The sequence below is a fragment of the Aquihabitans sp. G128 genome (genome assembly GCF_019048865.1).
Lineage (GTDB): Bacteria > Actinomycetota > Acidimicrobiia > Acidimicrobiales > Iamiaceae > Aquihabitans.
Genome location: NZ_CP077604.1, coordinates 2,364,850 through 2,387,966, shown reverse-complemented (window position 1 = coordinate 2,387,966; position 23,117 = coordinate 2,364,850). Strand labels below are relative to the sequence as shown.

Below are 23,117 nucleotides of genomic sequence, written 5' to 3'. Positions count from 1 at the left end.
TGCCTACTATCCTCTCCTAGGTGAGCCTTACAACCATCACCACACCACCGCCCCACGCTCGGCGTCGACGGCGGGCCCTCACCGCCGTGGCCGCCCTCCTGCTCGCCTCGGGCCTCGCCGCCTGCGGCTCCGACGGGTCCGGCTCCGACGCCGCGCCGGCCACCACCGCCGGCCGCTCCTCCGAGGCCACGGCCGACGCCAAGGCGTTCCCGGTCACCATCGAGCACAAGTACGGCTCCACCGAGCTCACCGAGGCGCCGAAGCGGGTGGTGGTCGTCGGCCTGACCGACCAGGACGCGTTCATCGCCCTCGGCACCAAGCCGGTGGCCACCACCGAGTGGTTCGGGGAGGAGGACGGGGCCATCTGGCCCTGGGCCACCGAGGCGGCCGACGCCCTGCCGGGCGACGAGCCCGAGGTGCTGGAGGACGTCGACGGGATCAACTTCGAGAAGATCGCCTCGCTGCGGCCCGACGTCATCGTCGGCCTCTACAGCGGGATGACCGAGGAGGACTACGGCAAGCTCAGCGACCTGGCCCCCACCGTCGCCCAGCCCGGCGACCACGCCGACTTCGGCATCCCCTGGCAGGAGTCCACCCACACGGTCGGCCAGATCCTCGGCAAGGTCGACGAGGCCGATGCGCTCGTCGCCGACGTCGAGGCCCACATCGCCGAGGCCCGCAAGGACCACCCCGAGCTCGAGGGCAAGAGCGCCGCCATGGCCATGCCCTACGAGGGCATCTACGTCTACGGCGACGACGACCCCCGCTCGCGCTTCCTGACCGCGCTGGGCATGGAGGTGCCCCGGGAGATCGCCGCCGCCGCCGGCAAGGACTTCGGCGGCAACCTCAGCCTCGAGAAGGCCACCGCCCTCGACGTCGACGTGCTGGTGTGGATCGATCCCCAGATCGCCGAGGGCGCCCTCGGCGGCCCGCTGTACTCGAAGCTCGCCGTGCACACCGAGGGCCGAGAGGTCCTGCTCGACAGCGAGGCGAAGGACAGCCTCGGCGGTGCGACGTCGTTCGTGACCGTGCTCAGCCTGCCGTTCCTGGTCGACGGCCTCGTGCCCCGGCTGGCCCAGGCCGTCGACGGCGACCCGGCGACGAAGGTGGCGGGCCAGTGAGGCGCCCCCTGCGGTTCCGCTCCCTCGCCGTCGTCGGCCTGCTCCTGGTGGCGGTGACCGCCACCGCCTGCGGCTCCGACGGCACCGACGCCACCAGCGACGACGAGACCACGACCACCGCCGAGGGCACCGGCTCCGGCACCGCCGGGGACGGCGCCTTCCCGGTCACCATCGACCACGCCTTCGGCTCGGTCACCATCGACGAGGCGCCGAAGCGGGTGGTCTCGGTGGGCTACACCGAGCAGGACGTGCTGCTGGCGCTCGACGTGACCCCGGTGGGCGTCACCGACTGGTACGGCGACCAGCCGCATGCCACTTGGCCCTGGGCCCAGGACGAGCTCGGCGACGCGAAGCCCGAGGTCCTGAGCATCGCCGACGGCTTCCAGTACGAGAAGATCGCCGCCCTGAAGCCCGACCTGATCGTCGGTACCAACGCCGGCATGGAGGAGGACAGCTACGAGAAGCTCTCGGCCATCGCGCCGACGCTGGCGCAGAAGGACGGCGCCGAGGGCTACTTCTCCGAGTGGGACGACCAGACCCTCATGATCGGCCGGGCGGTCGGCAAGGCCGCCGAGGCCGAGGACCTGGTCGACGGCGTCAAGGCCGACTTCGCCGCCGCGGCGAAGGCCCACCCCGAGTGGGCCGGCAAGCAGGTGGTGTTCCTCCAGAACGCCTTCTACGAGGGCAACGCCATCGCCTACCAGGACGGGCTCAGCACCGACTTCCTCACCGACCTCGGCTTCGAGGTGCCGAAGGTGCTCGACGACTACGTGACCGAGGACGGCGGCCAGGCCTACATCCCGATCGAGAAGCTCTCGGTGCTCGACGACGCCGACCTGCTCATCTGGGGCACGGAGGCGCCGTCCGACCGGGGCGAGCTCGAGAAGGAGCCGCTGTACCGGGCGCTGGAGCCCGTGCAGGACGGCCACCTCGTCTTCACCGACGGCGAGACCGCCGGCGCCATCTACTTCACCAGCGTGCTCAGCCTCCCGTACGTGCTCGACCAGCTGGTGCCCGCCCTCGAGCAGGCCCTGGGCGACGGCGGCCCCGCCACCATCGGCGGTAAGTAGCGCCCCCGGACCGACCGCCGTCCCGGAGCCCCGCCATCGGCTTCGGGACGGGTTCGGGACGGGTTCGGTCGCATTACGAGACGGATCCGTGTCGCTAGGGTTGCCCGATGCACACCCAGAGCGCCGCCCCGCCGGATCCCAAGCGGTGGATCGCCCTCGTCATCCTGTCGAGCGCGCTCTTCATCATCGTGCTCGACAACACGATCCTGAACGTGGCCGTGCCCACGATCATCCGGGACTTCGACACCGACGTGTCGTCCCTGCAGTGGGTCATCTCCGGCTACTCGCTGGTGTTCGCCTCGCTGCTCATCAGCTTCGGCCGGCTGGGCGACATCCTCGGTCGCCGCAAGCTGTTCTTCGCCGGCGCCGCCCTGTTCGCGATCGGCTCGCTGGTGGCGTCGCTCTCGCAATCGGTGCTGCAGCTCTTCATCGGCGAGTCGCTGCTGGAGGGCGTCGGCGCCGCCATGATGCTGCCGGCCACCCTGTCGATCCTCTCGGCCACCTTCCAGGGGCGCGAGCGCGGCGTGGCCTTCGCCGTCTGGGGCTCGGTGGCCGGCGGCGCCGGGGCGCTGGGGCCGTGGGTCGGCGGCATCCTGACCACCGACTACTCGTGGCGCTGGGCCTTCCGCGTGAACGTGGTGATCGCCCCGCTGGCCATCCTCGCCGGCATCTTCTTCGTGCGGGACTCCCGTGACGAGCGGGCCAGCGGCCTGGACCTCGGCGGCGTCGTGGCGGTCACCCTGGGCCTCGTGGCCCTGGTCTTCGGCATCATCGAGGCGGCCCGCTACGGCTGGTGGAAGCCGGTGGGCGACCAGTCCCTCGGCGGGTGGGAGTGGCCGCTGGACGCAGTCTCGATCGTGCCGGTGTCGCTGCTGCTGTCAGTGGTGTTCCTGGCGATCTTCGTGCGGTTGGAGCTGCGCCGGGCCGCCGCCGACAAGCCGGTGGTGTTCGACTTCGGCGACCTCGTGCACCGCGGCTTCCGCTACGGCCTGATCAACACCACGGTGCTGGCCATGGGCGAGTTCGGCGCCTTCTTCGTGCTGCCGATCTTCCTCCAGGCCGGGCTGCACCTCTCGGCCATCCGCAGCGGCACCTGGCTCCTGCCGGCCGGGGCCATGGCCTTCGTGGGCGGCGGCGTCGGCGGCCAGCTCAGCCGCCGCTTCGGCCCCAAGTACGTCATCACCGTGGGCCTGGCGTTCGAGGCGCTGGGCATCTGGCTCTACGTCTTCGCGTTCTCGCCGTCCACCACGTTCTGGTCGCTGCTGCCTGCGCTCATGCTGCACGGCGTCGGGATCGGCTTCGCCACCAGCCAGCTCACCAACGTGGTGCTGAGCGACATCCCGCCGCAGAAGGCCGGCTCGGCCAGCGGCGCCGCCGGCATGGTCCGCCAGGTGGGCACCGCGCTGGGCATCGCCCTGATCGGCGCCATCTTCGTGTCCCAGGCCAGCAGCCACGTCCGCCACGACCTCGCCGGGGCCAAGGACATCCCGCCGGCGGTCAAGGAGGAGGTGGTGGCCACGGTGAGCGACGGCATCGGCGGCGGTGCCCCCCACCGACGCCTCCGACTCGCCCACCGGCCGGCGCATCGCCTCGATCGTGGCCGACGGGGTGGCCGACGCCGCCAAGCCGGCGGTGGCCTTCGCCGGCGCGGTGGTCACCATCGGCGCGCTGCTGTCGCTGCTGGTGCCCAACATCCCCGCCGAGGGCGGTCCGCCCGCCGGCGAGGGCGCCGAGGCGGGCGCCGCCCCGCCCGAGCCGGACCCAGAGCCGGTCCCCGCCTGAGCCGGCCCTAGGGGACCAGGACCACGCGGCCGAAGGCCTGGCGGTCCTCGAGGCGGGCGTGGGCCGCCGCGGCCTCGGCCAGCGGGAACGTCGAGTCGACCACCACGGTCAGCTCGCCGGCGGCCACGAGGCCGATGAGGCGGGCGATGTTGTCGTAGGCACGCCGGCCCACCACCAGCTCGGCGCCGAGGAAGACCCCGGTGATCGACTGGTTGCCGCCCTTGATCACCGAGATGTCGACCGGCTGCGGGTCCCGGCCGGCGTCGCCGACGTAGGAGATGCGGCCGCGGTAGGCCAGCGAGCGGATGCTGCCCTCCAGCGTCGTGCCCACCGACTCGACCACGAGGTCGACGCCGCGGCCGTCGGTGAGGGAGCGGGCCACGTCGGCGAAGTCGTCGGTGCGGTAGTTGATGCCGTGGTCCAGGCCGAGCGCGGTGAGCCGGGCCAGCTTGTCGTCGGTGGACGCGGTGGCCAGCACGGTGGCGCCCGCCCGCTTGGCCAGCTGGATGGCGGCGATGCCCACGCCGCCCCCGCCCGCCTGCACCAGCACGGTCTCGCCGGCCTGGAGGCGGCCGAACTCGAAGAGGCAGTCGTCGGCGGTGCCGAAGGCGATCGGGATGCAGGCGGCCAGCGTGAGGTCGAGCCCCTCGGGCACCGGCCAGGTGAAGCTGGCGGGCACGGCCACCAGCTCGGCGTGCGAGCCCCACATCATCGAGCACACCACCTGCTGGCCCACGGTGCGGTCGGTCACGCCCTCGCCGAGCTGCACGACGGTTCCGGCGCACTGGTAGCCCACGATGTGGGGCACGGCCGGCATGTCGCCGCCGAGGCGGTTGAGGGTGTCGCCGCCCTCGATGCTGATGGCGGCCACCTCCACCAGGACCTCGCCGGCCCGGGGGGTGGGGTCGGGGACGTCCTCGTACTGCAGGACCTCCGGGGCTCCGGTGCGGTGGTAGACGGCGGCCTTCATGGCGGGCTCCTCGATCGACGGCCCGGTCGACGCTAGGGCCGGTCGGGCGGTCTCGCGCCCGCCGGTACGATCGACCGATGGCGCCCTCGGACCTGCCCGTCGTGATCGTGGGCGGCGGCGCGGCGGCGGCGTTCCTGCTCCACCAGCTCTCCGCCGACGGGGCGCCCCGGCGGCCGGTGGTGGTGGTCGACCCCGCCGAGCGCCTGGGCCCCGGCGTCGCCTACGGCACCGCCGATCCGGTCCACCTCATGAACGTGTGCCGCATCCGCCTGTCGGTCGACGGCGACAACGGCGCCGACCTGGTGGGCTGGCTGGGGGAGCGGGGCGTCACCGCCACCGCCGACACCTACCTGCGCCGCTCGATGTACGGCGACTACCTGGCCGACGTCGCCGCCCGCTCGGGCTCGGCGGTCGGCGTCGAGCACCGCCGCAACCGGGTGGTGGGGCTGGCCCGCACCGAGGCCGGCTGGCGGGTGGCGCTCGACGACGGCACCGCCATCGACGCCGGCGACGTCGTGCTGGCCACCGGCTTCCCCGGCCGACCGGCGCTGCCGTGCGCGGTGCCCGAGGGCGACGATCCCCGGGTGGTGGTCGACCCGTGGGCGCCCGGCGCGCTCGACCGGCCCGACGCCCGGCGGGTGGTGGTGGTCGGCACCGGCCTGACCATGGTCGACGTCGCCCTGTCGCTGGCGTCTCGCAACCCCGACGTCGAGCTGGTGGCCGCCTCCCGTCGCGGCCTGGTGCCCCGCACCAGCCGTCCCGGCCTGCCCACCCCCATCGCGGAGGAGCGCCTGCCGACGCCGGGCATCGGTGGGCGGGCCCTGGTGCGCCACGTGGTGAAGCTCGGGCGAGCCGAGGAGGACTGGCAGGCGGTCATCGACAGCGTGCGGCCTCGCGCCAACGACCTGTGGCGGGCCCTGCCCTACGGCGACCAGGCCCGGATGCTGCGCCGCTGGTTCCCGTGGTGGAACGTGCACCGCCACCGCACGGCGCCTGCGGTGGGCGCCGGCCTGGCCGCCACCATCGCCCGCGGCCAGCTGCGCATCGTCCGCAGCCGGGTCGATGCCGTGGCGCCCGGCGGCCCCGGCGCGCGGCTGTCGGTGCGCTTCGCCGACCCGTCGATCGACGACCTCGACGCCGACCTGGTGGTCAACGCCGCCGGGCCGAGCGACGACCTGACCGCCAGCGGCAGCCCCGTCCTGCAGTCCCTGCTCGACGACGGCCACGTCGTGATCGGCCCGCACCGCCTCGGCCTGGCCGTGGATCGAGCCGGTCACGCCCTCGGGCGCGGCGTCGAGCCCACGCCGGGGCTCTGGATCATCGGGGCCCTCCGCCGCGGCACCGAGTGGGAGACCACCGCGGTCCCCGAGATCCGCATCCAGGCCGGCGTCATCGCCGACCGGCTGCTGCACGGCGACAGCGAGGCCGAGGACACCCCCGTCGAGGTCGGCCGCTGCTAGAGGACCTCGTCGCCGAGGCCGGGGAACACCTTGGCCACCTTGGCGGTGAGGAAGTCCCCGTAGGTGCCGGTCCAGCCGTGGACGCTGGTGGCGTCCCAGCGGGTGTCGGCGTCGTCGGGCGGCGGCTCGTCGCCGAAGGGGACGGCTTCGATCTCGGCATCCCAGCCGGGGTCGAAGAAGAACGGGAACGAGAGCCGGTCGCGGGTGGGTCCCGGCCCTGAGGGCTGGTGGCGCACCCGGTGTGGGGTCGAGCGGTAGCGCCCGCCGGTCATGCGGTCGAGCATGTCGCCGAGGTTGACCACGAAGGCGTCGGGGACCGCGGGCACCTCGAGCCACCCGTCGCGGCCCCGGACCTCGAGGCCCGGGGTGCCGTCGTGGGCGAGGATCGTGAGCAGCCCGTAGTCGGTGTGCTCGGCCACGCCCCAGGCGTCCTCGCCGGCGGGCCGGGGCGGGTAGCGGAAGATGCGGAACAGCACGGTCGGCTCGGCGGTGAGCGAGCGGTCGAACCACTCGGCGTCGAGCCCGAGCGCCAGGGCGATCCCGGCGGCCAGGGCGTGGCCGAGCGCCTCGACGGCCTCCATCCACGCCAGCACGGCGGGCCGGAGCTCGGCGGGCTCGGCGGGGAACTGGTTGGGCCCGTGCAGCGGGAGGCCGGCTCGCACGCGGGGGTCGTCGGGGCCCAGCTCGCGACCGAAGTACAGGCCCTCCTTGTGGTCCGGTCGGCCGGAGGTGAGCTCGCCGCCCTCGGGGAACCAGCCCCGCCACGCCCGGCCGCCGTGGGCCATGGCGATGGCGGCCTTCTCGGCCGGCGGTCGGGCGAAGAACCGCCGGGCGGCGGCATCGAGCCGGGCGAGCAGCGTGGGGTCGATGCCGTGCCCGGTGACCAGGAAGAACCCGGTGTCGCGGCAGGCCCCGTCGAGGGCGCGGGCGACCCCCTGGACGTCGGGGTCCCGGTGGTCGCGGTGAGCGGCTCTCACCAGTGGCCCGACGTCGATCACCGGCAGGTCGTCCACGGGCCCAGTCTGGCGGCTCCGCGGTGGTGGGTGGGCCAGACTGGCCCGGTGGTAGCAGCGACGCGGGAGCAGGTGGCGCCCCTCGGCGGCGCCGAGGTCGTGCACGACGACGACGACCTGCTCTCCGGGCCGGCGTGGGGCCGCCACCCCACCGACATCGTGCGCCTGGGCCTGTCGCTGTTCACCCTGGTGGTGCTGGTCCTGCTGGCCACCCGCCACGCCGGCGAGGTCCGCTCGGTGGCGGTCGACCTGGTGAACCTGGTGAACCAGCTGCCGCGCTGGGTGCGCGACCTCCTGCTGGGCGCCACGCAGCTCCTCGCCCTGGCGGTGCCGGTGGTGATGGTCGTGGTCCTGTTCCGCACCAAGCGGCTGCTGGCCACCGCCCTGGGCGCGGCCGTGGTCGCCGCCGGCGCCATGGCCACCATCCAGACCTGGCTCGACGACGCCGTGCCCAGCCAGGTGGTGCGGGTCACCGAGCGCCCGTCGTGGATCATCGGCGCGGCGTTCCCGTCCGGTGCCTACCTCGCCGGGTTCACCGCGGTGCTGATCGTGCAGGGCCCCGTCCTCTCCCGCGGGTGGCGGCGCACCGCCGGGATCGGGCTCGCCGTCGCCGTGCTCAGCCGGGTGGTGACGGCGGTGGCCGTGCCGCTGAACCTGGCGGTCACCCTCACCGTGGGTGCGGTGGTGGGCTCGGCCGCCCTCGTCCTCATCGGCTCCCCGCGCCGCACGGCCAGCCGCCGGGCCGTGCTGGAGGGCCTGGCCACCGCCGGCTTCCCCGCCGAGCGCATCGCCGCCGCCGAGGTCGGGGCCAGCCACGCCCGCACGTTCGTGGCCACCACGGCGTCGGGCCGGCGCGCCTTCGTGAAGCTGCTCGGCCGCGACGAGCGAGACGCCTACCTCATCCTCCGGATCCTCAAGGTCCTGCGGGTGAAGGACCTCGACGACCTCCGCCCGAGCTGGTCGCCGGGCGAGCTGGTGGAGCACGAGGCCCTGTCCGCGCTGCTCGCCGCCCGGCCCGGCACCGTCGTCCCGCGGGTGGTGGCCGCCGGCACCACCGAGGGCGGCGACGGGCTGCTGGCCATGGACGTCATCGCCGGGCGCCGGCTGGTGGACCTGGCGCTCGACGAGGTCACCGACGAGGTGCTCGACGCAGCGTGGAAGCAGGTCGCCCTGCTGCACGAGCAGGGGATGGCCCACCGGTGGCTGACCTCGTCGCAGGTCCTGGTCGACGTCGCCGGCCCTGCGCTGCCGGCGGCCGGGGGCGAGGCCGGGGGGGACGTCGCCGGGCCGACCGCCGGTGGTGACCCTCGTCGACTTCCGCTGGGCATCGCACCAGGCCGACCCCCACCAGCTCGCCGCCGACGTCGCCATGCTGACCACCAGCCTGGCCCTCATCGTGGGGGCCGAGCGCTCGGTGGCGGCCACGGCGCGGGCGCTGGGCACGAAGGAGCTGGCCGCCGCCCTGCCGCTGGTGCAGCCGCTCGCCATGCCCACCGACGTGCGTGAGGCCATCGGCGGCCAGAAGCACGTGCTGCCCGCCGTGCGCGACCGCCTCCAGGCGGCGGCCGGCGGGGTCGACTACCAGCTGGCCGACATCGAGCGGGTCAACGTCCGCCAGCTGGCCGGGCTGGCCGGCGCGGTGGTGGCGGCCTACACGCTGCTGTCCTTCGCCTCGAGCTGGTCGGAGATCACGCGGTCGATGGGCCAGGTCTCGCTGTGGTCGCTGCCCGGCCTGGTGGTCCTGGCCGCGGTGCCCTACGTCGCCGGCGCCGGCACGTTCATCTCGGTGGCGCCCCAGCGGCTGCCGTTCGGCGAGGTGGTCCGCCTCATGGTGGGCCAGTCGTTCCTCAACCGGTTCACCCCGGCCAACGCGGGTGGCATGGCCCTGCGGGTGCGCTACCTCCAGAAGCGCGGCGGGGACCTCGGTTCGGCCGCCGCAGGCGTGGCGCTCACCAGCGTCGCCAGCGGCATCGGCCAGGTGGCGGTGCTGGCCACCTTCGCCGCCTGGGCGGGCTCGTCGGCCGGCGGCCTGCACTTCTCGCTGCCCAAGGCCAGCTCGGCGGCCGTGGCCCTCGTGGTGGTGGCCGTGCTCGGCGGCCTGGTGTGGCTCACGCCGTGGGGACGGCGGGTGGTGGCTCGGCGCATCGAGACCACGGTCAAGCAGGTGTGGACGACGCTGCGAGACCTGTCGAAGCAGCCGGCCCGGTTCTTCACCCTGTTCGGGACCACCATCGCGTCGAAGGTGGCGGTGATCGTCGCGTTCTCCGAGAGCGCCCGGGCGGTCGACATCGGCCTCTCGTTCCCCAAGCTCGGGCTGCTGTACCTCACGGCGTCGTCGCTGGCTTCGGCGGCGCCCACCCCGGGCGGCGTCGGGGCGGTGGAGGCGGCGCTCACCGCCGCGCTCACCGGCACGGGCGTCGCCCCCACCGATGCCCTTTCTGCGGTCTTTCTGTTCCGCCTGGTCACCTACTGGCTGCCCGTCCCCTTCGGGTGGTGGTCGCTGCACCGCCTGCAACGGACCGTCCTGGCCTAGCGGGAACCGCGTGGGCTCGGCGGACGACCCACGCACCGCACCATGGACACCCCCACCGTCACCCTCTTCCTGGCCCTGCTGGCCGTCGCCGCCCAGGCGATCGTCGTCGGCGCGGTGCTGCTGTTCGTGGTCGGCCGGCTCTCGCCGGCGGCCCGGAGCCTCGGGTCCCGGGTGGCGGCCGAGGTCGGCCCGCAGGCGCTGGGCCTCGCCGCCGGCGTGGCGGCGGTGTGCACGGCCGGGAGCCTCTACCTCTCCGAGGTGGCCCACTTCCTGCCGTGCCGCCTCTGCTGGTACCAGCGGGCGGCCATGTACCCGCTCGTGCTGGTGCTCGGGGCCTCGGCGGTGGCCCGGTTCCACCGCATCCGCCCGTTCGCGGCCGCGGTCGCGCTGGTGGGCGGCGCGGTGTCGTGCTTCCACATCCTCGTGGAGCGCTACCCCAACCTCGAGACCAGCTCGTGCGACCCGAACAACCCGTGCTCGATCATCTGGGTCGAGAAGTTCGGCTACCTCACCATCCCCACCATGGCCCTCTCGGGCTTCGCCCTGATCCTCGTGCTGCTGGCCGTCGCCCGGCCGTCCGAGCCCACCACCACCGCCCAGGAGGCGCCATGACCGGTCCCGTGAAGCCCAAGGAGCGGGGCCCGATCGTCTGGTACGCCGTGCTCGCCCTCGTCGTCATCGCCGGCGTGGTCGCCGTCGTCGCCACCCGCGGCTCCGACGACGCGAAGCCGGTGGCCGGCCAGACCGCCGCGGTCACGGTGGCGAAGGACGGCGCCGACGCCCTCCCCACCTTCGAGTCCGCCCAGGACGACCCGGCGGTGGGCACCACCATCCCCACCGTCTCGGGCACCACGCTCTCGGGCGGCAAGCTCACCATCGGGCCCGACGACGGCAAGGCCAAGGTCATCATCTTCGCCGCCCACTGGTGCCCGCACTGCCAGCGGGAGATCCCGCTGCTGGCCGAGCACCTGAAGGACTCGCCGATGCCCGACGACGTCGAGCTGCTCACGGTGTCCACCGGGGTGGAGGCGAGCCGCGGCAACTACCCGCCGAGCGCCTGGCTGGAGGACGTCGGCTGGACCGCCCCCACCCTGGCCGACTCCTCGAAGTCCCTCGCGGCCTCGACCTTCGGCCTCAGCTCGTACCCGTACTTCGTGGTGGTCGACGCCGAGGGCAAGGTGGTGTTCCGCATCACCGGCGAGATCTCCGTCGACCAGTTCGACCAGCTGGTGGCGGCGGCCCAGAGCGGCAAGTCGCCCATCTAGGGTTCGCGGCCATGGCCCTGGACCCCAGCGAAGAGCTCGCCTTCACCGAGGACGACCTCGAGCCGGTGGAAGCCGTCCTCGCCGAGCTGGCCTCCAGCAGCTCGGGCTGGGTGAACCTGTCGCCCGAGGTCGAGCCGGGATCCGAGCCGCCGCCCCGGAACTTCGCGGTGGCCCTGTTCTCGGCCCGTGGCGACGCGGTGCCCCTGGTGACCTGGACGCCTCCGGAGCAGCCGGGACGCCGGTCCACCGTAGGCATCGAGCACGGCTCAGGACCCAAGGCGCTCGCCCGGCTGGCCGAGCGCGAGCTGCCGCTCCCCGCCGGCTGGCTCAAGGTGGTCGACCACCCCCGGCGGGGCCTGGTGGTCACCGCCCCGGGCGACGCCGACCCCGGCGACGTGCTCTGGTGGCTGCTCACCGCCGCCCACCTCCTGAGCCCGGTCCCGCTCACCGGCGACTGGCTGGCCAAGGTCTACCGCCGTTGACCTGGGCACCTCACCAGGCCTGAAGAGCCCGAGCGGCGGCGGGCACGCCGCGCCGGGATCGACCCCGGCCCATCCGCGAAGATGGTCCACCGTGCCGTTCACCCCCCCTCAACCCCGACGACCCGCAGCGGGTGGGCCCGTACCGCCTCACCGGGCGCCTCGGCGTGGGCGGCATGGGGATCGTCTACCTGGCCCGGAGCCGGGCCGGCACGCCGGTGGCGCTCAAGCTGATCCGTCCCGAGTACGCCGCCGACCCCACCTTCCGCGCCCGCTTCGCCCGCGAGGTCGAGACGGGGCGCCGGGTCCACGGGGTGTGCATCGCCCGGTTCCTCGACGCCGACACCGAGGCGGCCCAGCCCTACCTCGTCACCGAGTACGTCGACGGCCCCAGCCTGGGCGAGGTCGTCTCCGCCCGCGGGCCCATCCGCGGCCCGCAGCTGCAGGCGCTGGCCGCCGGGCTGGCCGAGGCCCTGGTCTCGCTGCACCGGGCCGGCGTGGTGCACCGGGACCTCAAGCCCTCGAACGTGCTCCTGGCCCGAGACGCGCCGAAGGTCATCGACTTCGGCATCGCCCACGCCGGCGACGCCACCTCGATGACCCGCACCGGGCACGTGGTCGGCTCGGCGGGCTGGATGGCTCCCGAGCAGGCCGTGGGCCACCAGGTGACCACCGCCGCCGACGTGTTCGCGTGGGCGTCGACGCTGGCGTTCGCGTCCACCGGACGGCCGCCGTTCGGCGAGGGCCAGGCCACCGCGGTGATCTACCGCGTGGTGCACCAGGAGCCCGACCTGGTCGGCGTGCCCGACGCGCTGCTCCCGGCGCTGCGGGCTGCGTTCGACAAGGACCCGGCCTCGCGCCCGGACCCCACCACCCTGCTCGAGCTGGTCACGGGGGCGGCCACCGGCGACCCCAGCGGCGAGGTCACGCGCGTGCTCGACGTCGCCTGGGTCCCGGTCGCCCCGGTGGCCGTGGCGTCGGCCGCGGCGGCGAGCGCGGCGCTGGCCCAGCCCCTCGAGCCCCTGTCGGCCGAGCGGGCGCCCACCCCGCCGCCTCCGGCCAAGGCCGGGGGCACGGGCACGCAGACGGCGCTGCTCGTGGTGGCCGGCGTGCTGGCCCTCCTCCTGGGTGCGGTGGTGGTGTGGGCCGCCACCCGAGACGACGGCGGCTCCGGCACGGCGGCCACCACCAGCACCACCGCGGCGCCCACCACCACGAGCTCCACGAGCACGTCCACCAGCACGAGCACCAGCACGTCGACGTCCACCAGCACGAGCACGTCCACCACCACGACGACCACGCCCCCGCCGGTCGACCCGGCCGACGCGTGGGCCGACGTCGAGGCCGGGCTGCCCGCGGGGTCGGCGTCCACCGGCGTCATCCCGGGCGAGCCCCAGCTGGCCGTCACCGGCGTCGACACCGACCTGCAGCTCTGGACCTGGTCGGCCGACGACGAGCGGTGGAGCACGGCCGACGTGATCCCGCTGCCGAGCGCCCTCGGCGGTGCCGACGCCCTCACCCTCACCCAGCTCACCGACTCCAGCCGCAAGGACGTGCTCGTCGGGTTGGAGGGCGACGCCGGCGCGGTGCTGCAGCTCTCCGACGACCACGGCACGCTCGTCCCGTTCGACGTGCCGGACGGCAACGGCGAGCAGGTGCCGTCGATCTTCGAGCCCCGGGTGGGCGGCCAGCGCATCAACGGCACGCTCGACGGCCTGGACGCGGTGATCACGTGGGCCTACGACGCCGGGGCGCAGTCGTTCACCGTCGAGAAGGTGCGCGGCGCCGCAGGGTGACCGCCACCCACCCCTCGGCCGCTGCGACGTCGACCACCTCCAGGCCCACCAGCCGGTCGGTGGCCTCGGCCCAGCGATCCTCCAGCAGGCCCGACACCACCAGGGCGCCGTCCTCGGCCACCACGCGGACCAGGTCGTCGGCGAGGGCCACCACCACCGGGGCCAGCAGGTTGGCGGCCACGACGTCGTAGCGCCGGCCGCTCGCCGCCACGGTCGCCAGCTCCTCGGTCGAGGCGTGGACGCGGTCGGCCACGCCGTTGCGGTCCGCGTTGGCGGCGGTGGCAGCGGGGCTGCCCTCGTCGACGTCGATGGCCTCGACCGGGTCGGCGCCGAGCAGGGCGGCGCCGACGGCGAGGACGCCCGACCCGCACCCCACGTCGAGCACCGTGGTGCCGGCGGCGACGAGCGCGCCGAGGCGTCCGAGCACCAGGCGGGTGGTGGGGTGCGAGCCGGAGCCGAACGTGCGGCCCGGGTCGATGTGCAGGAGGTGCACCCCTGGAGCCGGCGCCGGCGCCGCCAGCCAGGTGGGGACCACCAGGAACGGCGGGGCCGGCTCGACCCGGGCCCAGGCCCGCCAGCCGTCGAGCCCGTCGTCGTCGACCGGGACGGCACGGGCCGATCCCGGACCGCCCGGCACGGCCCCCGTGAGGGCGTCGACCGCCACCGCCGCGGCCGCCGCGACCGACGCCTCGGCGAAGCCGGCGAGCAGCACGGTGCCCTCGGCGGTGGCCTGCTCCTCGATGGCGGCGGGACCGAACGCCCACAGGCGGTCGGCCACCAGCTCGGCCTGGTCGGCGTGGAGCGCGACCACCACGCGGGTCCACGGCACGGCATCGTCCACGGGCCGGAGGCTACGACCCCTCCCGCACCCCTCGCGACCAGGCGCGACGCGCGGTGGCGGCGTTCGAGAATGATGTTCGCCGGGCCTCCGGGCGGGGTACGGTGCCGCCCGATGTCGGACCGGATCGAGCTGCCTCCCACCGCGGGCAGCGTGGCCGTCGCCCGCCACTGGAGCGCTGCGCAGGTCCGCGAGGACCTCGGCGACGAGGTGGCGGCCACGGTGGCGCTGCTGGTGAGCGAGCTGGTGAGCAACGTCGTCCTGCACGCCCGCACGCCGTGCGAGCTGCTGCTGACCCGGTCGCCGGGCCGGGTGCGCGCCGAGGTCCACGACGGCAGCGACCGCCTGCCGGGCCCGACCATCCAGACCGATCCCCTGGCCCTGTCGGGGCGCGGCATGCTCCTCGTCGACGCCATGAGCGATGCGCACGGGTCCGAGCCCCTGTCCGGCGGTGGCAAGCTCGTCTGGTTCGAGCTGGCGGTCCCCAGCGCCTCGGGCGCACCGGTGGCGCCGTGAGCGTGGGCACCGACGGGCACCCCGTGGTCCTCGACGGCCTCCCCGTCATCCTGTTCGACACCGCCGTCACCTACCTGGCCGACACGTTGCGCGAGTGCCAGCTGGTGCTGGTCGACGTGGCCCAGGGCCAGGAGGCCGGCTCCGACCTCGCCGGCCTGGCCGCCGGGCTGGTGCCCGACCTCGAGGAGCTGCGCGACCTGTTCCGGGCGGCGGCGATCACCACCGACGGCAAGACCTACCGCGTCGAGGTGCCCATGCGCACCGCCGACGCCGGGACGCTCGCCCACCTCCAGATGCAGCTGGTGCAGCTGCGCTACCTCGGCCGGCTCGGCAACCTGCTCATCAGCAGCGACCCCGAGATCACCCAGTTCCTCGCCTGGATCTGGGACGAGGCCGCCGACCAGCTCAACGGCCGGGCCGGGCGGCCGTACCGTCCCCTCTGACCGGAGCCGCCCGCCGCGGGCAGCACGTAGCGTCGCGCCCGTGACGGCTGCCAACGTGCTCTTCATCACCGTCGACCAGTGGCGCGGCGACTGCCTCTCGGCCGCCGGACACCCGGTGGTGCAGACGCCGAACCTCGACCGCCTCGCGGCCCGGGGCGTGCGCTTCGCCCGCCACTGGTCGGTCACCGCGCCGTGCGGGCCCAGCCGGGCGTCGCTGCACACCGGCCTCTACGCCATGAACCACCGGTCCGTGAGCAACGGGACCCCGCTCGACGACCGGCTCACCAACGTGGCGCGCGAGGCGCGGGCCGCCGGCTACGACCCCGTGCTGTTCGGCTACACCGACACCAGCGTCGACCCCCGCACGGTCACCGACCCGCAGGACCCGCGCCTGTGGGACTACGAGGGCGTGCTCCCGGGCTTCCGGCCCGAGGTGGTGCTCACCGGGCGGAACCAGCGGCCGTGGGCCGAGTGGCTCACCGCGCAGGGCGTCGACGTGCCCGCCGACCCGAGCGACCTGTACAAGCCCATCCGGGACTTCCCGCACGCCAGGCGCCACGCCAAGAGCTGGGCGCCCACCCGGTTCCGGGCCGAGCACAGCGAGACGGCCTTCCTCACCGAGGAGGTCACGGCCTGGCTGGACCGCCAGGGCGGCGAGCCGTGGTTCGCCCACGTCTCCTACATCCGGCCCCACCCGCCCTACCGGGCGCCGGAGGGCTACCACGACCGCTACGACCCCGATGCCGGCGAGCCCTTCCGCCGCAACCCGGACCGCGGCGCCGAGCTGGCGATGCACCGCCTGCACGTGGCGGCGGCCATGCAGGCGGGCTGCTCGGAGAGCGAGGCCGAGGCCCGGCAGCTGCGGGCCACCTACTGGGGGAACATGGCCGAGGTCGACTTCCAGCTGGGCGTGCTGCTCGACCACCTGGACGCCTCGGGGCGGGCCGGCGACACGCTGGTGGTGCTGACGTCGGACCACGGCGACCAGATGGGCGACCACTGGCTGGTGGAGAAGCTGGGCTGGTGGGACGAGAGCTACCACGTGCCGCTGATCGTGGTCGACCCCCGGTCGACGGCCGACGGCACCCGCGGGAGCGTGGTCGAGGCCACCACCGAGTCGGTCGACGTGATGCCCACGCTGCTCGAGTGGCTGGGCATCGAGGTCCCCGTCAACGTCGACGGCCGTCCGTTGCAGCCGTTCCTGCACGGGAAGGGCGCCCCGGCCGACTGGCGCACCGAGAGCCACTGGCAGTGGGACTTCCGCGACCCGATCAACCACACGGCCGAGGACGTGTTCGGCCTGACCATGGAGCAGTGCACCCTCGACGTCGTGCGCAGCGCCACCCACAAGTACGTCCACTTCGGCGACGGCAGCCACCTGTTCTTCGACCTCACCGACGACCCGCACGGCCTGGTCGACCGCGCGCAGGACCCGACGGCGGCCGAGGCGATGGTCGGCCTCATGGGCGACCTCCTCTCCTGGCGCCAGCGCCACGCCGACCGGACCCTCACCGGCCACCGCGTCACCGCCAAGCACGGCTTGGTCGAGCGCCGCGACCCCCGCCGCTGACGGCCCCATCAGGAATGGGCCGTTCGGCTCACTCAAGGCCATCCGCGGAACGGTCGATGAACAACCATCGCTGACTTCACCCGGGTCGATGTCGCCCACCTCCTCCGCCGTGCCGGCTTCGGCGGGTCTGCTGCCGAGATCGACGCGCTCATGGCCAAGGCCTCCTGGGCGGCGGTGGTCGACCGGGTGCTCGACACCACCGCCAACCCGGCCGACACCATCCCCGCCGCCATCGACGACCGAGCGGACGAGTACTACCCGCCGTGGGTGGCCGCAGTGCAGTACTGGATGGACCGGATGGCCACCACGCCGACGCCGATCGTGGAGAAGATGACCCTCTTCTGGCACGGCCACCTGGTGTCGTCGGTGGACGACGTGCTGGCCCGCCTGGTCTTCCGCCAGATCAAGACCTACCGGTCCCTCGCCCTGGGCGACGTGCACCCGCTGCTGCAGGCGATGGCCAAGGACCCGGCGATGCTCGCCTACCTGAACAACCGGTCCAACGTGGCGGCCGAGCCGAACGAGAACTTCGCCCGCGAGCTGATGGAGCTCTTCACCCTCGGCAACGCCCAGTTCACCGAGGCCGAGGTCATCGACATGGCCCGGGCCTGGACCGGCCACGGCGGCAACGACGACACCGAGACCTACGAGTTCCACCCGGCCGACCACGACGACGGCGCCAAGACGCTGTTCGGGATCACCAAGAACTGGGACGGCCCGGCCGCCATCACCGAGATCGTGCGGGGCGCCCGGCAGCAGACCTGCGCCCGCTTCCTGGCCGCCAAGATCTGGTCCTTCTTCGCCTACCCCAACCCGGCCGGCGCCCTGGTCGACGACCTGGCTGCGGCGTTCATCGCCAGCGGGATGAACGTGAAGGCCCTGCTGCGGGTGATCTTCCTGCGCCCCGAGTTCCGGCTGGCCTCCACCCGGACCGCGCTCGTCCGCAGCCCCGTCGAGTGGCTGGTGGCCACCATGCGGGCCACCGGGCTCGACGCCGCCACCCTGCACCCGGAGTGGTGGCTCGAGCCGCTGGGCCAGACGCTGTACGCCCCGCCCAACGTGTCGGGCTGGCGGCAGAACGGGGCGTGGATCTCGACCTCGGCGCAGTGGGCCAAGGGCTCCCACGCCGGGTGGGTCCGGTGGAAGGCCAACGAGGTCGGCATCCTCTCGACCACCGGGTCGATGACGCCGGCCGCGGCCGCCCAGGCGGCGTTCGACCGCTTCGGCATCAACGAGCCCTCGGCGCTGACCCGCCAGAAGGTCGAGGCCTACGTGGCGGGCGAGAAGGCGGCCAACCGGTCCTGGGCCATCCCGCCGAACCTGGTCACGCTCGCCATGCTCACCCCCGACTTCCAGCTCGCGTAGGACGACCACCATGCCCGACCTCGAAGCCCACGAGATCCAGCACCTGCTCTCGACGCCCGCCGACCGCGACCCCGGCCAGGTGAGCCGGCGCGCCTTCCTGGGCGGAGCCCTGGCCACGGCCGGCGCCCTCAGCGTGCTGCCCCCTGGTTCGACGGGCTGGCGGCGGCGGCCACCCCGGTCGGCGCCCACGAGGGGATCCTGATCGTGCTGCAGCTCGGCGGCGGCAACGACGGGCTCAACACCGTGGTGCCGATCGGCAACAGCACGTACCTCGCCCGCCGAGGTGGCCTGGCCATCCGCAACGCGCTGCCGATCACGTCGACGGTCGGGCTCCACCCGTCGCTGCCCAAGCTGAAGGCCCGGTACGCCGCCGGCAAGGTCGGCATCGTGCAGGGCATCGGCCAGGCCACCACCAGCGACCTCAGCCACTTCTCCTCGACGGCGAGCTGGATGGCGGGCACCGCCGGCACCAGTCGCACCAGCGGCTGGCTCGGCCGGTGGCTCGACGGCGTCCCCGAGGCCACCGACGGGCTGCGGGCGGTGACGCTCGGGTCGTCGATCCCGCTCCACCTGGCCGGGCAGCAGGCCATGGTGACCGCCGTGGAGACGGACGGCGACCTGTTCGGCTCCGATCGCAGCGAGCCCTGGATGGGCCCGGTGTACGACGCCGTCGCCGGCTTCGGCGCGGCCAGCAGCGGACGAGGTGCCTGGGCCGATCGGCTCGGCACCATGGGCGCCCAGTCCGTGGAGCTGGCCGGCCGCCTCAACCCGATCTTCACCCCGGAGCTCCCGGACGACTCGCTGGCGTCGCAGCTCACCGTGGTGGCCCGCCTCATCAACGCCAACCTCGGCATCCGGGTGTTCAACGCCTCGCTGGGCAGCTTCGACACCCACGAGAACGAGGCCTACCGCCACGCCCTCCTGCTGGGCGACCTGGACGCCGCCATCGACGCCTTCTACGCCACGCTGTCACCCGCCTGGGCGAAGCGGGTGGCGATCATCACGTTCTCCGAGTTCGGGCGGCGCATCGAGGCCAACGGGTCGAACGGCACCGACCACGGCACCGCGTCGGTGTCGCTGGTCATCGGCGACAACGTGAAGGGCGGCCTGTTCGGCCAGGCCCCGGACCTGGCCAAGCCCGATGCGCGGGGCAACCCGGTGGTCCACGTCGACCACCGCAGCCTGTACGCCTCGGTCCTGGGCCCCTGGCTCGGCGGCGACGCGTCGGGGGTGCTGGGCGCCAGCTACCCGGACCTGGGCCTGTTCAAGGCGGGACCGGGCTCGGCGCCGGTCGTGCCGGTGGTGCCGCAGCGGCCCCTGGTGACCGGCAAGGGGACCACGTCGGTGCGTGGCGTCCGGGGCACCGCCACCGCCCGCGCCACGCCGGCCCGGCGCTGAGCTCGCGCCGCCTTCACCCTGGGCGCCAGGCCCGCCACGGCACGAGGTTGGGCCGGATGGCCCGTTCCGCCGGGCCGGGCGAACCCGTATCTTCGACGGGGATGTCCCGTCTCCCGCGCTTCTGGCAGTCGCCCACGTGGCGCCGCGCCCTGCAGGTCGACGGGGACCTGGCCGAGGTCGAGGGACTGGCGGCCGGCACCGGCCTGCTCACCGGGTCCATCGCCCAGGCCACCCACCGCGCCGAGCCCGTGCCCGGAGTGCGCCGGGCCGGGTGACGTGGTCGTGATCGACCTCGTGGCCCGGGCCGTGAGCCGCCGTTGCCAGTCCTGCGGACACCGCTGGACCACCGACGAGTCGGTCACCAGCCCGTCGGCCGGCTGACCTCAGGGGCAGCACTAGGGTGTGGCGACTTGCCGCACGACCCCGGGGGGGACGGTTTTGGCGCGAGCTACGGCCACCGAGACGACGACCGCACCGACCTCGGCCGAGCCCCCCGCGGTCGGTCCGCCGCTGGTCGTCCTGGGCCTGGGGTTCGCCTCGGTGCTCGCCAGCCTGCCGCTGATCGCCGCTGACGGCATCCCCACCCACGTGGTGGGCTACGTCGCCGGTGGCCTGCTCCCCATCCTGCTGGTGGGCCTGGTCCGCCGGATCGACCTCGACCGGCGCCGCAGCCCCTACTACCGCCCCGTCTCGCTGGTCCGGCCGGCGCTCGTGGTGCTCCTGGTCGCCAGCCTGGTGGCCGCCGGCCTGCACATCTGGCCCATCGCCACGGAGCTGTCCCGGTGACGCGCGCCCTCCGCGCCCTCGCCGCCGCCGGCGTGCTGGCCGCCACGCTGCTCGGTGCCGTCGCCCCGCCGGCATCGGCCGCCCCCCTGCACGCGCCGCCCAGGGCGCGCCGGAGCGCAGCGACGCCGCCATCCTCGACCTCGTCGGCTGCCTCCAGGGCTCGCACCGCCTCGCCGTCGTCTTCCTGATCGACGAGTCGCAGTCGCTCCAGCTCACCGATCCCGACGCCCGGCGGGTCGACGCCGCCCAGGCCGCCCTGGCCACCCTGACCGGCCTCACCGAGGGGTCGAGCGCCGAGCGGACCACGGTCGACGTGACCTTCGCCGCGTTCGCCAACTCGTACCGCCAGGTGAAGGCGTGGACGGGCCTGCGGCGGTCGACCGAGCCGCGGCTGCGGACCTCGCTCGGCACGTTCGCCAACCGTGACAAGGGCACCGACACCGACTTCGTGAACGCCCTCGCGGGCGCGCCGCTCGCTCGCCGACCGCAGCGCGGCCATCACCGCCGACGGCGGCGCCGCGCCCTGCAAGGCCGTCCTGTTCTTCACCGACGGCGAGTACGACATCGCCATCCGCACGGCCAAGGACCTGGCCCGGCTGGGGCGGACCAAGACCTACGCCCCCGGCATCGCCCTGACGTCCGAGGCCGCCGTCACCCGGGCCGAGGCCGCCGGTCGCAAGGCCCTCTGCGACGAGGGTGGCTTGGCCGACGGGCTCCGCGGCGACGACATCACCCTGCTCACCATCGCCCTCGCCAAGGACCTCTCCACCGACTCCCAGGCCTTCCTCGGCGCCGTCACCACCGGCCGCGCCGGCAGCACCACCTGCGGCCGGCCGGTCGACACCCCGCCGGGCTCCTACCTCGCCGCCGCCGACGTCGACGTCCTGATCGCCCGCTTCGACGAGGTCGCGGCGCGGGTCGCCGGCGGGACGCTCGTGCCGTCCGCCACGGCACCGAAGCTCTGCGGCGACACGGCGTGCGACGAGGGCACGCGCACGGTCAAGCTCGATGCCTCCGTCCGCCGCCTCCGGGTGTTCGCCCTCGCCCCGCAGCCCGGCATGGTGGTCCAGCTGACCGGCCCCGGCGGGACGGCCCGGGTCGACGCCGCCGGCACCACCGACGTCGGGGGCGTGACGGCGCGCACCACCGAGGTGGCGGGTCGCGGCTTCGCCATCGAGCTGGACCGCCCCGCGGACGACGCGGCGTGGGACGGTTCCTGGAAGGTGAGCCTGCTCGACCCCACGGGCAAGCAGGTCGGCAAGGCCGCCACGCTGCAGCTGTACCTGTTCAGCGAGCTCGGGGTCCGGCTGACCGAGCAGCTGCGCCTGGTCCGCGGCGAGCAGGCCGAGCTGAGCGCATCGCTGGTGGCCCCCAAGGGGATCGACGTGAAGGAGCTGGTGGCCTCGGGCGCCGCCACGCTCCGGCTCGAGGACCCGGTCAAGGGGACCTCGAGCGAGGTCGACCTGGCCGGCCCGCCCCAGGGGCCCTACACCGGCACCTTCACGCCGCCCAAGGGGTACCGCAGCAGCTCGTACCTGGTGTCGCTGGAGCTGCGGGCCACCACCCGCGACGGCGCCGCGGTGGTGGCCCGCTCCGCCACCACGCCGGCCATCGTCCGTCGCCCCGAAGGGGCGATCCAGTTCGCACCCGACCACCTCGTCCTGCCGACGCTCACCGGCGCCGGCTCGACCTCGGCCGAGCTGACCGTCGCCGGTGGCAAGAAGGACGGCTGCATCTGGTTCGGGCCGGCCAAGGCCACCGCACCGGACGAGGCCGGGGCCCTCACCGTCCGCTACGACGGGCGCGACGTCGTCTCGCAGGGGTCCTGCATCCAGGTCGCCGCCGGCGCGCTCGAGGTGGTCACCGTCGAGGTCGATCCGGCCAAGCGGGCCACCGGCGCGGTGCGGGGCGTGCTCGAGGTGCACGAGAAGACGGCCGGCACCGATGCGTCCGTCACCGACGTGCCGTACCAGCTCGACCTCGCGGTGGGCATCGACCAGGCGCGGCGCCTCATCCTCGCCGTGCTGCTCCTGCTGGGCGGCATCGCCCTCCCGCTGGCGGTGCTCCTGGTGCTCAACGCCGTCACGGCGCGCTTCCAGTCGCTCGACGCGGTCCAGGGCGCGGTCCTGCCCGTGCGGGTGTCGGGGGCGAGCATCTACCGCACGGACTCCTCCCGCCCGGCCTCGCTCACGCTGCGCCCGTCGGACTTCTCCTCGCTGCGCGACACCGGCGACGTCCGGCGCTTCACCTTCGGTGGCATCGAGTTCCGGGCCCGGGCGGCGCGGAACCCGTTCGGGGTGACCGCCGCGCTGGCGGCGCCCGCCGGCGGTGCCGAGAGGCTCAAGGGCGGCGCCGGGTCCAAGGTGGCCCTGGACCCGAGCCTGTCGGGCTCGTGGATCTTCCTGCTCGACCCCGACCGCACCCGCCGCGCGGGCAGCGGCGCCGCCGAGGGCAACCTGATCGCCTTCGTGGCCGAGGGCGAGCTCCGGCCCCAGCTCGAGCGGCTCCTGCCCGACGTGAGCCGGCGCCTGCCCGACACCGCGGCCGACCTGGCCGGCCTGGTGCGGTCGAAGAAGGCGAAGCGCCGTCGGGCCACGACCACGACCGCAGCTGGGGACGAGCCAGGGGACGAGGCCGTCGACGAGGCCATCGACCCGACGCCCGAGGCCCCGGTCGACGGTCCCGACGCCCCGGCCTGAGGCATCCCGGTAG

The 23,117-nt window shown here is 74.4% G+C and carries 22 protein-coding genes; 19 read left to right on the top strand and 3 right to left on the bottom strand.

Translation table 11 applies throughout. The features are described from left to right. Positions 1-20: 20 nt before the first annotated feature. The 3 genes from KSP35_RS11375 to KSP35_RS11365 all read left to right on the top strand — a co-directional run bounded on the left by KSP35_RS11375 (position 21) and on the right by KSP35_RS11365 (position 3,984). The gene (locus KSP35_RS11375) at positions 21-1,121 is read left to right on the top strand and encodes an iron-siderophore ABC transporter substrate-binding protein (protein WP_217001883.1); all 1,101 of its coding nucleotides are present in this window, start codon (positions 21-23) and stop codon (positions 1,119-1,121) included. After that, positions 1,118-2,191, top strand: a complete 1,074-nt coding sequence (locus tag KSP35_RS11370) for an ABC transporter substrate-binding protein (RefSeq protein WP_217001881.1) — start codon at positions 1,118-1,120, stop codon at positions 2,189-2,191. The genes KSP35_RS11375 and KSP35_RS11370 overlap by 4 nt, the downstream gene beginning before the upstream one ends. A gap of 107 nt (positions 2,192-2,298) precedes the next feature. Beyond that, positions 2,299-3,984 (top strand): MFS transporter, encoded by a 1,686-nt coding sequence (locus tag KSP35_RS11365; RefSeq protein ID WP_217001879.1) that lies wholly within the window; start codon positions 2,299-2,301, stop codon positions 3,982-3,984. Here KSP35_RS11365 and KSP35_RS11360 read toward each other — a convergent pair. After that, on the bottom strand, positions 3,981-4,943 hold the full coding sequence (locus KSP35_RS11360; protein ID WP_217001877.1) for a zinc-binding alcohol dehydrogenase family protein: 963 nt from the start codon (positions 4,941-4,943) through the stop codon (positions 3,981-3,983). The genes KSP35_RS11365 and KSP35_RS11360 overlap by 4 nt on opposite strands. Before the next feature lie 77 nt (positions 4,944-5,020). Between KSP35_RS11360 and KSP35_RS11355 the strand changes: the two genes are divergently transcribed. Next, positions 5,021-6,403, top strand: coding sequence for an FAD/NAD(P)-binding protein (locus KSP35_RS11355; protein ID WP_217001875.1), 1,383 nt, complete (start codon positions 5,021-5,023; stop codon positions 6,401-6,403). Here the strand turns inward: KSP35_RS11355 and KSP35_RS11350 are convergent. Beyond that, positions 6,400-7,416: an isopenicillin N synthase family oxygenase gene (locus KSP35_RS11350; protein WP_217001873.1), complete on the bottom strand. Its 1,017-nt coding sequence runs from the start codon at positions 7,414-7,416 to the stop codon at positions 6,400-6,402. The genes KSP35_RS11355 and KSP35_RS11350 overlap by 4 nt on opposite strands. 48 nt (positions 7,417-7,464) lie before the next feature. Between KSP35_RS11350 and KSP35_RS25250 the strand changes: the two genes are divergently transcribed. The 6 genes from KSP35_RS25250 to KSP35_RS11325 all read left to right on the top strand — a co-directional run bounded on the left by KSP35_RS25250 (position 7,465) and on the right by KSP35_RS11325 (position 13,489). Continuing rightward, on the top strand, positions 7,465-8,922 hold the full coding sequence (locus KSP35_RS25250) for a hypothetical protein (protein WP_305853110.1): 1,458 nt from the start codon (positions 7,465-7,467) through the stop codon (positions 8,920-8,922). Further along, entirely contained in the window at positions 8,903-9,949 is a 1,047-nt protein-coding gene (locus KSP35_RS11345) for a lysylphosphatidylglycerol synthase transmembrane domain-containing protein (protein ID WP_305853113.1), read from the top strand. Before KSP35_RS25250 ends, KSP35_RS11345 begins: the two co-directional genes overlap by 20 nt. Before the next feature lie 42 nt (positions 9,950-9,991). Continuing rightward, a complete protein-coding gene (locus KSP35_RS11340) occupies positions 9,992-10,561 on the top strand; it encodes a disulfide bond formation protein B (RefSeq protein ID WP_217001869.1) in 570 nt (189 codons plus the stop codon). Beyond that, on the top strand, positions 10,558-11,214 hold the full coding sequence (locus tag KSP35_RS11335) for a TlpA disulfide reductase family protein (RefSeq protein ID WP_217001868.1): 657 nt from the start codon (positions 10,558-10,560) through the stop codon (positions 11,212-11,214). The genes KSP35_RS11340 and KSP35_RS11335 overlap by 4 nt, the downstream gene beginning before the upstream one ends. Positions 11,215-11,225: 11 nt before the next feature. Then, a complete protein-coding gene (locus KSP35_RS11330) occupies positions 11,226-11,696 on the top strand; it encodes a hypothetical protein (RefSeq protein WP_217001866.1) in 471 nt (156 codons plus the stop codon). Between the two features lie 131 nt (positions 11,697-11,827). Beyond that, positions 11,828-13,489: a serine/threonine-protein kinase gene (locus tag KSP35_RS11325; RefSeq protein WP_217001864.1), complete on the top strand. Its 1,662-nt coding sequence runs from the start codon at positions 11,828-11,830 to the stop codon at positions 13,487-13,489. Here KSP35_RS11325 and KSP35_RS11320 read toward each other — a convergent pair. Further along, the gene (locus KSP35_RS11320; protein WP_217001862.1) at positions 13,455-14,330 is read right to left on the bottom strand and encodes a 50S ribosomal protein L11 methyltransferase; all 876 of its coding nucleotides are present in this window, start codon (positions 14,328-14,330) and stop codon (positions 13,455-13,457) included. The two genes, KSP35_RS11325 and KSP35_RS11320, sit on opposite strands and share 35 nt — an antisense overlap. A 111-nt stretch (positions 14,331-14,441) precedes the next feature. On the opposite strand from KSP35_RS11320, the gene KSP35_RS11315 reads away from it, so the two are divergent. The 9 genes from KSP35_RS11315 to KSP35_RS11275 all read left to right on the top strand — a co-directional run bounded on the left by KSP35_RS11315 (position 14,442) and on the right by KSP35_RS11275 (position 23,104). Continuing rightward, the gene (locus KSP35_RS11315) at positions 14,442-14,843 is read left to right on the top strand and encodes an ATP-binding protein (protein WP_217001860.1); all 402 of its coding nucleotides are present in this window, start codon (positions 14,442-14,444) and stop codon (positions 14,841-14,843) included. Beyond that, positions 14,840-15,286, top strand: a complete 447-nt coding sequence (locus KSP35_RS11310; protein WP_217001858.1) for a hypothetical protein — start codon at positions 14,840-14,842, stop codon at positions 15,284-15,286. The genes KSP35_RS11315 and KSP35_RS11310 overlap by 4 nt, the downstream gene beginning before the upstream one ends. Before the next feature lie 40 nt (positions 15,287-15,326). Further along, on the top strand, positions 15,327-16,856 hold the full coding sequence (locus tag KSP35_RS11305) for an alkaline phosphatase family protein (RefSeq protein WP_217001857.1): 1,530 nt from the start codon (positions 15,327-15,329) through the stop codon (positions 16,854-16,856). Between the two features lie 66 nt (positions 16,857-16,922). Next, positions 16,923-18,221, top strand: a complete 1,299-nt coding sequence (locus KSP35_RS11300) for a DUF1800 family protein (protein ID WP_217002218.1) — start codon at positions 16,923-16,925, stop codon at positions 18,219-18,221. Between the two features lie 10 nt (positions 18,222-18,231). Then, the gene (locus KSP35_RS11295; protein ID WP_217001854.1) at positions 18,232-18,423 is read left to right on the top strand and encodes a twin-arginine translocation signal domain-containing protein; all 192 of its coding nucleotides are present in this window, start codon (positions 18,232-18,234) and stop codon (positions 18,421-18,423) included. 2 nt (positions 18,424-18,425) lie between these two features. Beyond that, the gene (locus tag KSP35_RS11290; protein WP_217001852.1) at positions 18,426-19,619 is read left to right on the top strand and encodes a DUF1501 domain-containing protein; all 1,194 of its coding nucleotides are present in this window, start codon (positions 18,426-18,428) and stop codon (positions 19,617-19,619) included. Between the two features lie 101 nt (positions 19,620-19,720). After that, on the top strand, positions 19,721-19,894 hold the full coding sequence (locus KSP35_RS11285) for a hypothetical protein (protein WP_217001850.1): 174 nt from the start codon (positions 19,721-19,723) through the stop codon (positions 19,892-19,894). Between the two features lie 265 nt (positions 19,895-20,159). Continuing rightward, entirely contained in the window at positions 20,160-20,405 is a 246-nt protein-coding gene (locus KSP35_RS11280) for a hypothetical protein (protein WP_217001848.1), read from the top strand. A 701-nt stretch (positions 20,406-21,106) separates the two neighbouring features. Next, positions 21,107-23,104: a hypothetical protein gene (locus KSP35_RS11275; RefSeq protein ID WP_217001846.1), complete on the top strand. Its 1,998-nt coding sequence runs from the start codon at positions 21,107-21,109 to the stop codon at positions 23,102-23,104. Positions 23,105-23,117: the final 13 nt, after the last annotated feature.